The sequence below is a fragment of the Maribacter taeanensis genome (assembly GCF_047345145.1).
Taxonomy (GTDB): domain Bacteria; phylum Bacteroidota; class Bacteroidia; order Flavobacteriales; family Flavobacteriaceae; genus Maribacter_C.
This window is the reverse complement of the sequence record NZ_JBLFER010000001.1, coordinates 537,022-552,406: the sequence shown is the minus strand read 5'-3', so window position 1 is coordinate 552,406 and position 15,385 is coordinate 537,022. Positions and strand designations below refer to the sequence as shown.

At 38.4% G+C, this 15,385-nt stretch carries 12 protein-coding genes; all 12 read right to left on the bottom strand.

Annotation, left to right across the window (positions count from 1 at the left end; all coding sequences use genetic code 11):
• Position 1: 1 nt before the first annotated feature.
• Entirely contained in the window at positions 2-694 is a 693-nt protein-coding gene (locus ACKWCD_RS02355; protein ID WP_413982318.1) for a hypothetical protein, read from the bottom strand.
• A 229-nt stretch (positions 695-923) separates the two neighbouring features.
• A complete protein-coding gene (gene ilvC, locus ACKWCD_RS02350; protein ID WP_413982317.1) occupies positions 924-2,393 on the bottom strand; it encodes a ketol-acid reductoisomerase in 1,470 nt (489 codons plus the stop codon).
• 138 nt (positions 2,394-2,531) lie between these two features.
• Positions 2,532-3,056 (bottom strand): acetolactate synthase small subunit, encoded by a 525-nt coding sequence (gene ilvN, locus ACKWCD_RS02345; RefSeq protein WP_413982316.1) that lies wholly within the window; start codon positions 3,054-3,056, stop codon positions 2,532-2,534.
• Positions 3,057-3,088: 32 nt separating this feature from the next.
• Positions 3,089-3,670 carry an O-methyltransferase gene (locus tag ACKWCD_RS02340; RefSeq protein WP_413982315.1) on the bottom strand — a complete coding sequence of 194 codons (582 nt, stop codon included), beginning with the start codon at positions 3,668-3,670 and terminating at the stop codon, positions 3,089-3,091.
• A gap of 4 nt (positions 3,671-3,674) precedes the next feature.
• Positions 3,675-4,118, bottom strand: coding sequence for a PaaI family thioesterase (locus ACKWCD_RS02335; protein ID WP_413982314.1), 444 nt, complete (start codon positions 4,116-4,118; stop codon positions 3,675-3,677).
• A 16-nt stretch (positions 4,119-4,134) separates the two neighbouring features.
• Complete coding sequence (ilvB, locus tag ACKWCD_RS02330) at positions 4,135-5,868, bottom strand: biosynthetic-type acetolactate synthase large subunit (RefSeq protein WP_413982313.1); 1,734 nt, start codon at positions 5,866-5,868, stop codon at positions 4,135-4,137.
• 55 nt (positions 5,869-5,923) lie between these two features.
• On the bottom strand, positions 5,924-7,600 hold the full coding sequence (gene ilvD / locus ACKWCD_RS02325) for a dihydroxy-acid dehydratase (RefSeq protein WP_413982312.1): 1,677 nt from the start codon (positions 7,598-7,600) through the stop codon (positions 5,924-5,926).
• Positions 7,601-8,015: 415 nt separating this feature from the next.
• A complete protein-coding gene (locus ACKWCD_RS02320; protein ID WP_413982311.1) occupies positions 8,016-11,528 on the bottom strand; it encodes an SdrD B-like domain-containing protein in 3,513 nt (1,170 codons plus the stop codon).
• Between the two features lie 347 nt (positions 11,529-11,875).
• On the bottom strand, positions 11,876-12,721 hold the full coding sequence (locus ACKWCD_RS02315; RefSeq protein WP_413982310.1) for a 5-oxoprolinase subunit C family protein: 846 nt from the start codon (positions 12,719-12,721) through the stop codon (positions 11,876-11,878).
• On the bottom strand, positions 12,714-13,451 hold the full coding sequence (pxpB, locus tag ACKWCD_RS02310; RefSeq protein ID WP_413982309.1) for a 5-oxoprolinase subunit PxpB: 738 nt from the start codon (positions 13,449-13,451) through the stop codon (positions 12,714-12,716). Before pxpB ends, ACKWCD_RS02315 begins: the two co-directional genes overlap by 8 nt.
• Entirely contained in the window at positions 13,444-14,190 is a 747-nt protein-coding gene (gene pxpA, locus ACKWCD_RS02305) for a 5-oxoprolinase subunit PxpA (protein WP_413982308.1), read from the bottom strand. Before pxpA ends, pxpB begins: the two co-directional genes overlap by 8 nt.
• Entirely contained in the window at positions 14,191-15,384 is a 1,194-nt protein-coding gene (locus tag ACKWCD_RS02300) for an Nramp family divalent metal transporter (RefSeq protein ID WP_413982307.1), read from the bottom strand. It lies immediately after the preceding gene.
• Position 15,385 lies beyond the last annotated feature (1 nt).

Here is a 15,385-nt window from a genome sequence, read left to right as displayed (position 1 = left end):
TTTACTGAATCACAAATTGATGTACATTGCGCAAAGCCTCATAAAAAGCCAATGGATGCTTTTCTGTAAAGGTATTAAAGGCATTCTCATTTTGCCATTCTACGATGCACAATACATCAGCATTGTAATAATACCCCAATGGCGACTTGCCGTTTTTAAGCGTTATAATAACTTTTCCACCAGACTTTTCTACTTCTGATTTCCATTTTTTAAAAAATGATACATCCTTTTTTGAAGGCTTATTCCATAAAGCGGTCGCCACGTTATACTTTGAAGTGTCTACTGAAAATTTTAAGTCTGCTAACATTGGGTAATAGGTTAATCCGAAATAAGGGAAAAGGTCTCGTCGTTGTTGATGAAAATCAGGTACGCGCTTGGCAATATTAGCCAGAAACCCTTCCCGTTTTTCTAGATTCTCCCATTTCCCAATTAAGAAGGCTTGTGCCTTATTGGTTCCTAAAGTCAATTTTGAAATACCGAAACCAGGTTGTGGTTGATAGCCATATTCAAAGGCAACAGGAAAAGCTGTCTTCTTGTACCGTTCGAATAGTTCTCCTGGATTTTCGGCTTGATTTAAGAGAATGATGTCAAGCACCTCCCCTTTTTTAAAATCATAGGATTTGATTTTTTCCTGTGCAGTGCTCACAGAAAAAGTCAGGACCGCTAACAGGATAATTAAATTTGAAAACTTCATAGAAAAATAATTTATTGATTTATGAAGCAAAGAACTAACGACCATTTCAAGTTATCAAATTTTTAAGCTCGAGAAGAGTACGCATACCGTATGTGTTCTTGAAACACCAAAAAAAAATTATATTAGAATGTAGATTTTAAATGGGAAGCAAGAACTACTTGGTGAAGAAGAAGAAGAATTATTCAAAAAAAGGTAATAAAAAATCCCTGATTTCTCAGGGATTAAGTTTTTATACGATAGGTTTCATAGCGGTCATGGACTCTCGCAATCGAGCTCCTACAATTTCAACAGGATGCTCGCGTAAGGCTTTATTCACCTCAATTAGTTTTGCATTGTCTACACCGTTTCCTGTGCCATATGCTTTCCCGATAACATCTGTATCGATATTTTTCATGAAATCCGCCAACAAAGGTTTACAAGCGTGATCAAACAGATAGCAACCGTATTCTGCAGTATCAGAAATCACACGGTTCATTTCAAACAATTTCTTTCTTGCAATTGTATTTGCGATTAGCGGTGTTTCATGTAAAGATTCGTAGTAAGCCGATTCCGCTATAATACCTGATTCGGTCATTGATTCAAAGGCTAACTCCACCCCTGCTCTAACCATAGCAACCATTAATACACCATTATCGTAAAACTCTTGTTCGCTAATTTCTTCTGAACCTGCGGGAGTTTTTTCGAATGCAGTTTCGCCAGTAGCTGCTCGCCAGGTCAATAAATTTTTATCATCATTTGCCCAATCCTCCATCATAGTTTTTGAGAAATGACCCGTCATGATATCATCCATATGTTTTTGAAACAAGGGACGCATAATATCTTTTAATTCTTCGGATAATTCAAAAGCTTTGATTTTCGCCGGATTGGATAGACGATCCATCATATTGGTGATCCCCCCATACTTCATACCTTCCGTAATAGTTTCCCATCCATATTGGATTAGTCTTGATGCATAACCAGCGTCAATTCCTTTTTCAATCATCTTATCAAAACACAAGATGCTCCCCGTTTGAAGCAAACCACAAAGAATGGTCTGTTCTCCCATTAAATCGGACTTTACTTCTGCTACGAAAGATGACATTAAAACGCCTGCTCTATGTCCACCTGTACCGACAGCGTAGGCTTTCGCTTGCTCCAAGCCTTTTCCTTCTGGATCATTATTCGGATGCACAGCAATAAGTGTTGGTACGCCAAAACCTCTTTTATATTCCTCGCGCACCTCAGAACCTGGACATTTAGGCGCAACCATAATGACCGTTAAGTCTTCACGTATTTGCATTCCTTCTTCCACAATATTGAACCCGTGAGAATACGAAAGTGTTGCCCCCTGTTTCATCAAAGGCATAATTGCAGTTACAACTGCCGTGTGCTGCTTATCTGGGGTCAAATTGATGACCACATCAGCATTCGGAATTAATTCTTCATAAGTACCTACAGTAAACGCATTCTCAGATGCATTCAAATAGGATTGTCTTTTTTCCTTGATCGCCGCCTCACGTAAAGTGTACGAAATATCTAATCCAGAATCACGCATGTTGAGTCCCTGATTTAGACCTTGTGCTCCACAACCTACGATTACAATTTTCTTTCCTTTTAATGCGGATACACCATCAGAAAATTCGCTAGATTCCATAAACCTACATTTTCCCAATTGGGTCAACTGATCTCTAAGTGATAGTGTATTAAAGTAATTTGCCATTTAAATAGTGTTTTAATTTCATTTCCCTAAAGCGGGAAATCTTTATAAATATTGGTTCTTAATTATTGCTTTACAGTCTTTTGATTCAATTTGAGAGGAACACTTCTCGCAATCCCTTCGTATTAGTATGAAATGTTTTTATTCTTGAAATTCTTCAAGTATAGTGGAAATTTTCATTTGATCTTTAGATACCGAAATACGACCTGAGCGCACAAATTGCATAATACCAAAAGGTTTTAACTGATCATACATTTCATCAATTTCGTTTCGTCTACCCGACTTTGCTAAAACAAAAAAGTCACGCGATACTGTAACGATTTGAGAATTACTATCCTTTATAATATTCTGTATTTGACGTTCATCAAATAACAAACCAGAAGCTATTTTAAAAAGTGCTGATTCTTGATAAATTGTTTCATCATCGGTGTGATAAAAAGCCTTTATCACTTCGATTTGCTTTTCGATTTGCCCCACAATATTGTGTACCCATTTTTCCGTAGTGTATACAACTATTGTAAATTTTGAAACTTCATCAATTTCTGATTTAGAAACATTTAAACCTTCTATATTAATGTGTCTCTTTAAGAATATCCCTGATATTCTATTCAGTAATCCGACATTATTTTCGGAGTATACTGAGATGGTAAACCATTGCTTTTCCATGAGTTCTTATCTGTATGCTACTATTCTTGTTCTTACTTTATTCTTACTGCAATGATTACTCCCGTGGACCAATTCATTTTTGTAAGATTGAAATCCGCTCTATTTTCCAAATACGAAACCAACCTATCTACATTCTTATCATGTCCTTCTGGCCAATTGGGCTGAGCAGTCATATCATCAATAATGTAAATCCCTCCAACCTTAACCAGACTTAATATTTCATTTATTTCGCTATACTTTCCTGGCCAAGCGTCGGCAAAAATCAAATCAAATTTATCTCCAGCATAGTTCTCAATCCACTTTGTTCCATCTTCACATACAATTTCAACACGCTCGTCATTTCCAAAATATTGCTCAGCAATCGTTGTCAATTTCGGGTCATTGTCAACAGTCATTAACTCTGATTCTATATCCATTCCATCAATCATCCATGATAAAGACAATCCTATACCGGTACCAAGCTCCAAGAACTTTCCACCAGGTTTACTTGAAATCAGAGTTTTCAACAAAGTCCCGATGTAAATATCAGAAGGCATTGTAAATCCGATTTCAGCGGATTTGCGTTCTATCACTGAATGAATAATTGGTACGTCGTGAATGTTTGAATCGTCCATATTCTTAATTATACCCTATATCTTCCGACAACATGATTTTACTTTTTGCAAAATTTCCTGTTCCGAACGCAACTTCTTTACCCTCTTCATTGTACAAAATAGATTCTGCTACAAAAACCTGTTTTGACTTATACTTTACTTTTCCAACCGCCTTTATCAGTCCCGAATTTACGGGGCGAATAAAGTTTATATTGAATGATGTGGTTACAAGAAAAAAATCTTCAACTAGAGAACTCAACGCAAAAAAAGAGGCGTCATCCAGTAGTTTAAAGTATACACTGCCGTGCATTGCTCCTAGAGCATGAAAATATTTTTCAGACACATCCAGTCCAATTTCTGCAACACCCTCTCCTATTTTACAAGTGGTTGTGTCAAATAACATCGTGTTGACATTGGCCTGCAAATACATTCTTTCTAATTTCTTATAATGGACATCATTCATTTCCATCGTATCAACACATTTATTACTTCAATCGAATATCAGAAACTGCAGCACCAGAGGGAATCATAGGAAACACATTATCTTCTTTCTCTACCTTAACTTCTAGGAAATAAGGCTTATCAGAAGCGATCATCTCTTGCACTGTAGCTTTTAAATCCTCTCGTTTACTTACACGTTTCGATTCAATATGATACCCTTCTGCGATTTTAACAAAATCAGGATTCACCATAACAGTTGACGCGTAGCGTTTGTCAAAAAATAATTCTTGCCATTGACGCACCATTCCCAAGTGATCATTATTCAATACCACAATTTTAACCGGAATCTGATGTTGAAAAATAACACCTAACTCTTGAATGGTCATTTGATATCCACCGTCACCTATAATAGCCACCACCTCACGATCCATAGCGCCTTGTTTCGCTCCAATTGCGGCAGGGAGGGCAAAGCCCATGGTACCCAATCCACCAGAGGTGATATTACTTTTTGATTGTTCAAACTTCGCATAACGACAGGCAATCATTTGATGCTGACCAACATCAGTAACGATTACCGCTTTGTTTTTTGATGCTAGGTTGATCTCTTCTATCACCTCGCCCATTGTCAAGCCTTCTTTGGTCGGATGAATATCATTCTTGATTACCTGTTCAAATTCAATTTGATGTTTTTTCTTGAACTCATTGTGCCAATCCTCATGTTTGTTCTCATTTAGCAAGGGCAATAGAAGTTCTAATGTTTCTTTTGAGTTTCCTAAAACTGCAACATCAGCATTCACATTCTTGTTAATTTCGGCAGGGTCAATCTCAAAATGAATGACTTTAGCCTGTTTAGCATAAGCATCTAAATTACCTGTTACACGGTCATCAAATCGCATTCCAATAGCAATCAACAAGTCGCACTCATTGGTCAACATATTTGGTCCATAATTACCATGCATACCTACCATACCCACATTCAACGGGTGACTGGTGGGAATGGCAGACTCTCCCATTATTGTCCATGCCGCAGGAATTCCAGCTTTCTCAATTACGGTTTTCAATTCTTCTTCAGCTTCACCCAAAATCACACCTTGACCCCATACAATGAATGGTTTCTTAGCCTTATTGATCAATTCAGCAGCAGCTTCAATCGAACCCATATTTGGTTTTGGTGTGGGAATATAACTCCGTACACCTTTGCATTTTTTATATGAAAAATCAAACTCCTCAAATTGTGCATTTTTAGTAATATCTATCAAGACCGGTCCTGGGCGACCTGACTTTGCGATGTAAAAAGCCTTCGCCATAATCTCGGGAATCTCAGAAGCTTTCGTAATTTGATAGTTCCATTTTGTTACAGGAGTTGAAATTCCTATAATATCTGTTTCTTGAAAAGCATCAGACCCCAACAAATGTCTTGGTACCTGACCTGTTATGCAAACCATTGGTGTTGAATCAATCTGAGCATCGGCCAAACCCGTAACTAAGTTGGTTGCTCCTGGTCCAGAGGTGGCCATAGCAACTCCTACTCTACCCGAGACTCTGGCATAGCCTTGTGCGGCATGGGTTGCTCCTTGCTCGTGACGTGTTAAAATATGTGTTAGTTTATCTTGGAATTTGTACAACTCATCATAGACCGGCATAATAGCACCACCGGGATATCCATACAGCAAGTCTACTCCCTCAGCCAATAAACAATGGATAATTGCCTCAGCTCCAGTAATCTTTACTGTAGCTTTTGTCTTTGTTTCTGTCATTTTCTCTTTTACTGTTTCCATAGTTCAAATTCAAATTCAAGCGCCAAGCGCAAATTCAAAACATTTTATCGAGGTGCTAAAATTCATCAGTTACGCAGCCTTGAGAAGCAGATGAAACTGTTTTTGCATATTTATACAAGCTGCCTTTTCTAACTTTAAGAGCGGGTTGTTTCCAATTAGCTCTTCTTTCTGCCAGTTCCTCGTCTGACAACTCCACAGAAATCTGATTTTTTTCAGCGTCGATCGTTATAATATCACCATCATTTAATAAACCAATCGTTCCACCTTCTTGTGCTTCGGGGCATACATGCCCAACCACAAAACCGTGGGTTCCTCCTGAAAAACGGCCATCTGTAATTAGTGCAACTTCCTTCCCTAAACCTGCTCCCATAATGGCAGCGGTTGGTTTAAGCATCTCAGGCATCCCAGGACCTCCTTTAGGACCTTCATAGCGAATAACTACTACATCCCCTTTTTTTACTTCACCTCTACCGATACCAGCATTTGCTAAAAATTCATCATCATATACTTTTGCAGGTCCTGAGAAATGCAAGCCCTCTTTTCCTGTAATTTTTGCAACAGCCCCATCTTGCGCTAAGTTGCCATAAAGTATTCGTAAGTGTCCTGTTTCTTTAATAGGAGCATCTAAGGGCTTGATTACCTTTTGCCCTTTTAATAGACTTGGTACTTCTGCTAAGTTCTCGGCTATGGTCTTTCCAGTTACTGTTAAACAATCGCCATGCAGCATACCGTTCTCCAACATAAATTTCATAACAGCGGGCACACCACCAACGCGATGTACATCTTCCATCAAGAATTTACCGCTTGGTTTTAAATCTGCCAAAAACGGAGTCGTATCACTAATTTTCTGAAAATCATCAAGTGTAAACTCCACCTCAGCGGCCTTAGCAATAGCCAAAAAGTGCAGTACTGCATTCGTTGAACCACCTAAAAGTGTTAACAAGCGAACGGCATTCTCTAGAGACTTTCGCGAAATAATATCGCTGGGTTTAATATCTTTTTCTATAAGTTGGCGCAAAGCCCTTCCTGAATTGATTGCATCGTTCTGCTTTTCTTTGCCAATTGCTGGATTGGATGAATTATAGGGCATCGCCATTCCTAATGCTTCAATTGCAGAAGCCATAGTGTTTGCAGTATACATACCTCCACAAGCTCCAGCACCTGGACATGCATTTTGAATTACACCTTTGTAATCGCTCTCGTTCATTGTACCCGCTACCTTCTCTCCCCAGGCTTCGAAAGCAGAAACTACATCTAGCTTTTTGTCTTTGAAACAACCTGAAGCAATGGTTCCCCCATATATTAGTACGGAAGGTCGATCTAAACGAATCATGGCCATTAAGGCTCCTGGCATATTCTTATCACAGCCAACAACTGTTGCTAATCCGTCATAATTCATAGCTTGAACTACAGTCTCCATAGAATCGGCAATAATATCTCTTGAAGGCAAAGAATATCGCATACCATAGGTACCCATTGAAATTCCGTCACTTACTCCAATCGTATTAAAAACCAATCCCACTAATCCCTCTTCATTAGTTCCTTTTTTCACCTCTTGGGCCAAATCATTCAGATGCATATTACATGGATTGCCCTCATAGCCCGTACTTCCTATTCCAATAAGCGGTTTTTTAAGGTCGTCTTCCGTGAGACCGATAGCATAAAGCATGGCTTGTGCAGCGGGTTGTGTAGGGTCTTGGGTGACATTCTTACTGTATTTGTTCAATTCCATAGGTGCTCTTGTTGTGTTCTAAAAAGGCGATTGTTCATTCCTTACTAACAAATATATATTTTTCGAAATCTCTGTATTTTTAACATACCTCACAGATACAAATTCACTTCAATCAAATTCAATTCAATTAATTGATTGTCAGAATTATAAGTGCTTATTTTTACCATACTCATTGGTTATATATGACCACTCGATTGTGCTGAAATGACACTTATTTATCAATGAAAAAAGCCTGTATCAAATATATCTGATACAGGCTTTCTAAGTCATTGAAAATCTATATCATCCCCTTTGAGGGACAATCAGAATGACATTGACTAAAATGATATTTGTTCTCATACGCATTCAAAACTATGCATAAAAAAAGCTGTAACCAAATATGGTTACAGCTTTTTCGAGTTTGAGTTAGTCTGGGTTATTCCACCAGAACATTCTTAGCATCAGACCAATTCGGTCCTTGCGCCCTTAAGATATATTTACCTGAAGGGATATAATCTAAATCAAGATAGATGAGTGCTTTTCCGTTGACAATTTTAAATGTCCTTGGAATGTTTATCACTCTACCTGTCATATCGTATAATAGCATTGTAACATCTTCTTGTCTATCAGGGAAATCAACAGTCGCTTGCAGCGAAACTACGTTGACATCTGAGTTTTCATTTGCTGCATTTGAGATGTCAAACTCAACAGTTAATGTACCTCCTGATTGAACTGGAACAGGAAATACCGTTGACATTTGAGGAGTAACAGCTTTTTTAGCACCGATATTACAAGAACCTCTTGATACTACAATGGTATCGGTTGTATAGCAATCAATACAATTCACAGCCTCCACGATATATGTACCAGGTTCGCTGACTTTAATTGTCTTTTGGTTTGCATCGCCTACAATAGCTCCATCTTCAGTAGTCCATTTAAATGACACACTGTTCTCTACGCATGGGTCTAGAGTTACGTTCACATCTCCTTCAGAATAGAATCCGTCACCACCATCAACATAGAACCAACCTGATGCACCGAAACCTGTTCGCATCATATCGGCGCCATCTCCCATTTGGAATGCAGCTTCTTTTACCGAAAGATTAAACACACCATGGTTTTCAGAGGTAATAGTACCAGACCAAGTTGTCCAATACTCCCAATCAGAAGTATCATAACTCTGACAACGGTTTGATTTTGGACTATTTAACGGTGCTACTGTGCTATACCCTGTGTATAGTGCATCAACCTTGATTACATCTTTACCGTTGGAGGCAGTAGCTGTATACCTCGCAGTGTTATCAGCATATCGCTCAAAGTTCTGCTCTGAAGCCTTAAACTTGTAATTTTCAAGTCCGCCATTAGAAACTAAATAGATTTCAAAATTACCAGTCGGTCCATAGCAACGTTCTTGATCCTTTATTGGGTATACACATACACCAGGACAATCCGCGGTGTTATCAATAATATCTGCAGTAATTTCAATAACTTCATTATCACAAATATCTACATCATCACCTGCATCAATCTTAATATCACACAACTCTATCAGTCCACCATCAATGCTAAGATCATCTTCATCCGTAACTTCGAAACAATCCGTTCGTCCATCTGCGTTTGCGTCAGAATCAACAGCACCGTTGGTACCAGTGTTGCTTGAAGTAAACTCTAATCCGTCAGGAATATCTCCAAAAACCACATAATATTCGCCAGAATTCGGACAAACTTCAAAGTTATATGCGCCAGGTTCTCCCTCTGAATTATTAGCAGTCATCGTTGAAGCAACTTCTTCACCGTCACATTGGAATAAAGTGACTTTTATATCATTCATTCCTGTTAATCCGTCATCTTGAAGTCCGTTACGGTTGTCATCTAACCATACATAATCTCCGATTATCACTTTATCATCAACATTTACCATTACCTCATCAGTAGCCTCACACCCTCCATCAGACGTTACTGTTACTGAATAGGTAGTTTTTGCGGTTGGAGTTACTTTTATAGAAGCTGTAGTCTCACCTGTGGACCATAAATATGTTCCACCTCCCGTTGCTGTCAACATTACTTCTTCACCGGCACAAACGGTAACATCATCACCAGCGTTCGCAGTTGGACCTTCATAACGCTCTACTTTAATAGGGTTTGAAAGACTAAAACACCCTTCTAAATCATTGGCGTTAGCATCCATAGCTGCGCCTTGCAATCCGTCTTCGAAAGCTAAATGCCATATCAAACATGTACCGGCACCAGCACTATCAAAATTGATTCCTTTTACAGCTTCTAAGGTTCCTGGAAGTCCAAGAATCTTTCCATCTAAATCTGTTACAACAAAAGTACTATTGGCGCCCATGATGTTACCTGAAACCTGAATCGTATTATCCGTTAGAAAATCAGCTTCACCATCAATACAGAAAGTATCTCCACCAGTTAATTCGTAAGCCTTAGGCCTAATTATTTCTATTGCAACCGCATCAGTTTCAGTACAGCCTTTGCAATCTGAAACTGTCACGGTATACTCACCTGCTTCAGTTACTGTAATAGATTGTGTCGTTTCTCCGGTTGACCATAGGTATTCTATCTCTTGAGTCGGATTCTCTATTTGCATAGGAACCAGATTACCAAACCATTCTGTACATTCTCCAAAGGCACCACCTGTCCATGCTCCTAAACCATATTGGCTAGAATCAAAACCAGCACCATTCGCTAAAATATAATGTGCGTTAAATCGTGTTCCCACAGATTGCGCGACACCATCTACTGTAATCGCTCCGATAAATGAACGGTAATAGGTCTCCGGACCAGAAATTCCATCTAAATAACAAGAGGCATTCCAAGTAGTACCTGAATTTTCTTTATCAGACAACTCCATATTCACAGTTGCAACACGACCGTTTTGGTCAATCACGCTACCAGTAATCGTCGCTGTATTATCAGCATATTCATTAAGGATTAAATCATCACCTGCGCTCCATACATAATCAATACCTTGACAACCATCGCCCTTTTGGAAAATCACACCAGGATCTGCAGTAAAACATCCTGCCTCCGTATTCGAATCCGTTATTTTATAAGAAGAAATAATTTCAGTACAAACGGACTCATTAGAAGCATTCGCTGTTAGAACAAACTCGCCTTCTTTACAAGCACTTTGATCTTCTCCTGCATCTACAGTAAGATTACATCGCTCCTCACAAGAAGAGAATATCTTTAAATCGTCTAAATCCCAAGCAGAAACGGAAGCACCGTTACCAACTGGGGCATAGCTATATAATTCAAATGTGAAAGTGCTGGTTGTATCAGCAGCAACCACAAAATGTTCATTATGATTAAAATTAAATTCAGAAGTATACCAAGATTGTGTAGTAGCTAAATCTGATATCATCATAATTTCTGTACCATCTTTTGAAACACGGATTCCGAATTTTGTTGGGTAATTATTTGGGCCCGTAGAGCCTGTAATTCCTGTATTATTCCATAAGTATTGTAGGGGTGCCAACTGCTTAAACGAGATTCCGTCTAATCGACTTGCCTTGTCCTTACTTCCAGAGACCTCAATATCGAATCGAATGGCTAGTTCATGATCAGCGGTGTAATGACTGTCCGTACTTGACTGGAAACAAGCTGCATCACCTGCAATACCATGCTCATCACTTGTACAAGAATGATTCCCTGTTACTCTGTAAATCTGTCCGCCAGAAATAGCAGCACAAGAATTTCCTGAAATTGGAGTAAACTCCGAATAATCTTTAAAAGATTCATCATGTGCAAAAGATGCACAAGCATTAAAATCATACATCAAAGCTTCAGTTGCATCTGTAAAGCTTTGACCGTGTAAGTTCGAAAAACCTCCGAGATAAAGTAGAATTATCAGAATAGGAGCTAGAAAGCTAGAGCTTCGAGATGTCGAAGTAGTTTCTAAATTAAGTTTGTTGCGTAGTTTTTTAATCATATTTAATGGTTTTATAGACTTAGGTTCGATTGAGTTTAATAAATTGATAGTCATCAAGTCACTGAATTGTCCAGTACTTTTTTAGATATAGAAATGACTTTAATTTTTGGATTCTAGAGAAGAGTTTAGAATCGATGCATTAGGATTTGGGACATTCATAGGTTATAAAATTTAGGTTAAGAGATTATAAACATAGAAAGTATTGGAATGCCCTAAAGGTGAGATTAAAGATATTCGACAAGGGATTAAAAAAGGCCTACAAACGGTAAGCTTGTCTACAGTTTATCGAATGTGATTTTAGACGAAGTGCAACTTGTAGTATTTAGAAAATATTTATAATCAAGCACTTAAGTCTTTACCAACTTAAATGAAATGACATCGCCATATTTCTTTTGGGCCAAAATAGAAATGGCTTTATCAGAGAGCTGAAGAATACGTGGATACCCACCAGTAGTTTGCCCATCTTTCATTAGAATAATCAATTTTCCCGATGGAGTGAGTTGCATCGTACCTGGCAAAGTCGCCGATGTAAGCATAGAATGTGAATGTCCATGAATCTTTTCCTCAATCTGGTATGCCATGCGATTGTATTCTTTTGCCACCGAAAAGTCTTTTGAAAACAATTGTTCTAATTGCTTGTCGTCTAATAGGCCGAATTCTGGACCGATAGCAACGTGCAGTACTTTTTCGTCTAAGAAAGAGTCTACTTTAAGTTCCGAAATTTTGGCTTCGTAATCCTCGTGAGGTTCGTAGAGTAGCTCTGTACGATCGCTTAAATGGCTTCTATTTGTTAAGGGATAATAAAAGGATCGACTCCCTATTACCTCGTCACTTTTGAAGCCGTTCTTTATCGCTAAATAGTTACGGAAACCCTTTTTTAAGCGACCATAGGAAATGATATCGCCCTTTTCAATCTTATAAATCTTATACTGTTCAATCGGGTTGTTATTCAAAGTGACGGAGATATTGGCTCCACCGAGACAGATATAAGTTGGCTCTTCAAATAAAAGGGTCGGACCTGTCATGGTAATCTCCATAACCGCGGCATTTTGAGGATTATCAAGCAATTTATTGAGTTTAGAAGCAGAGAAAGAATCCATATACCCTGCCACAGGAACACCTTTGTTCAAATACCCAAAGCGACCGCTATCTTGAATTGTAGTGAAAAAACCTGATTTTAAAACTTTAAGCATCCCATTCGGTTTTATCAAGTTTGAAAATACCTACTTCACCCTCAATGGTATGTAAATCATATTCCGCACGTTCTATAGCATAAAACTGTACTTTATCACCCACGCTTACAAAACAAGGGTTTTCTTCCTTTGGATTAAACATAGGTACAGAACAATTACCAATAATATTCCATCCTCCAGGAGATTCTTGGGGATAGATACCAGTTTGCTTTCCTGCAATGCCTACCGCTCCTTTTTGAACTTTTAACCGAGGTGTTGCTCTTCTTGGTATTTCCAAGGATTTTGGCAACCCGCCCAAATACATAAAACCAGGCAAAAAGCCTATTCCATATACCGTGTAGACATTTTCAGTATGCTGTTTTATTAACTCTGGAATAGTTAGGGATAGCTTTTCAGCAACTTCTTCCAAATCAACTCCGAAGTCAGCATCGTAACAAACTGGAAGCTTCCAAAGGTACTTTTGTTTTGGTTTGCTATCAACGCATTCCCCATGCCACTGTTTTAATCTTGGTATTAATCTATTGAAATCAATAGGTTCCTTTCGAAGTATTAGGGTAACAGAATTGTAAGCGGGTACTATTTCCCATTTGCTTACATCAAGACAATTCGTTGCGAGGTAATTGGTGAACTTTAGAATATCATTTAAAATAGCCTCATCTACTTGATTAGGCCATTCTACCAAAATAGCGTGAACACCGAAGGGTCTTATTGAGATCTGAAACTTATCCACGGGCTATAGCAATGTTATGTTTTGGTAATTCCTTTGAAAGGTACGTCAATATTTGCAAAGCAGAGGGTGTATCCCCATGGATGCAATAGGTATCTGCCTTTACTTTTATTATGCTACCATCGCTAGCTTTTAACTGTTCTTCTTTTACCATAGATAGTAAGTGGGGAAGCACTTCCTCAGGTTTTTCTAGAACAGCATTTGGAAGTTTTCTGGAAACCAAAGAAAGATCTTCGTTGTAGTTTCTATCTCCAAAAGCTTCGTTTTTGATCTTAAAGTTTTGCTTTAAAGCTTCATTCTCAATTACCGAATTAAAAGGTACATACAAAAATATAATATCCTTAAAATTTAATATGGACTTTAAAAAGATTTTCGCTAAGCTAGCGTCTTTCGCAATGTCATTATACAAAGCACCATGGGGTTTGATATGATGCATCTTTACCTTTTCTTTTTTCAATATGGAAGTAAAACTTTCCATTTGATTTTGAATACTTGTTATTAAAACATCCGAAGAAATATCCATAGAAATTCTTCCAAAATTTTCAGGATCAGGATAAGACGGATGCGCACCCACCTTAACTTGGTTTTCTTTCGCTAATCGCACAACTTTTGTCATTGTATTAACATCACCTGCATGCCCGCCACAAGCTATATTACAGGAAGAAATCATAGGTAGCAATTCTGCTTCGTTTCCTATTCCCTCACCTACATCGCAGTTGATATCGATAGTATATGCTTTCATCTACAACAATCCCATTACTTTAAAAATGCTCTTTGCTCCTAACATTATGGCCAAAGCGATAATTAGAATTCCAAAGATATTCTGGAGCAATGTATTCTTGTATTTTCCCATAACTGCTGGCCGGTTCACAACCCATAAGAGGAAAACAGCAATTGCAGGGAGTAAAATGCCGTTGGCGATTTGGGCAAATTTTATCACTTCGATTGGTTTAATGCCAAACGACATGAATAGCACACCTACTCCCAAAATAATCATCCAGACTAATTTGAATTTCATGTGTTTCAAGCCAACTTTCCAGCCAAAGCAGCTATTCGCAACGTAAGCAGCGGCTAAGGGTGCGGTGATTGCTGAGGTAACTCCTGCAGCAAATAGACCCATGCCCATGAAATACTTTGCTGCATCACCATACAAGGGTTGAAGACCTTTGGCCAAATCCATCACATTCTTTACTTCACCGCTTTGAATAGTCGTCGCAGCAATAATAATGGACATCGAAACGAGTCCACCAAGAGCTATGGATAAATAAGTATCTCTTTTAACAGCTTTAAGGTCATTGGGAGATTTCCATTTTTCACTTACCAAAGAGGCATGCAAGAATAAATTATACGGCACCACTGTAGTACCTACCAACGCAATTATGGTCAAAATACTCTCGCTAGGTACTGTTGGAACAAATAAACCTTTTAAAATTGCTAGAACATCTGGTTTGGTAATAATTGATGTGACTAAAAAGGAGAGACTCATAATGATGACCAGAGAGACCAATACTTTTTCCAATAACTTATAATTCCCCATATATAATAGGACAAAAGCGCAAAAACCAATAATCCACGGGTAGAACGAAAGATAGGTTGTACCGAAAATAGCCTCAAGACCTAAGGTAGCTCCACCAATATTACCTGCTTCATAGGCTGCGTTGCCCACAACGATAGCTCCAAGGACTATAGCAACTACTGTATTTCGAATCCAAGGAGTTTTTAGTTCTTGTTTGATTACATCTGCGAGTCCCTTTTGAGTAATTATCCCTAAACGGGCAGACATCTCTTGTAAAATAATAGTTGCCAATACGGAAAGTAGCATTGCCCATAACAGTGTATAACCAAATTCCACACCGGCTAAAGTGCAAGCCGTAACCGTACCTGGACCAATAAAAGCAGCCGCTACTAAAACTCCCGGACCTATTTTTTTAAACATA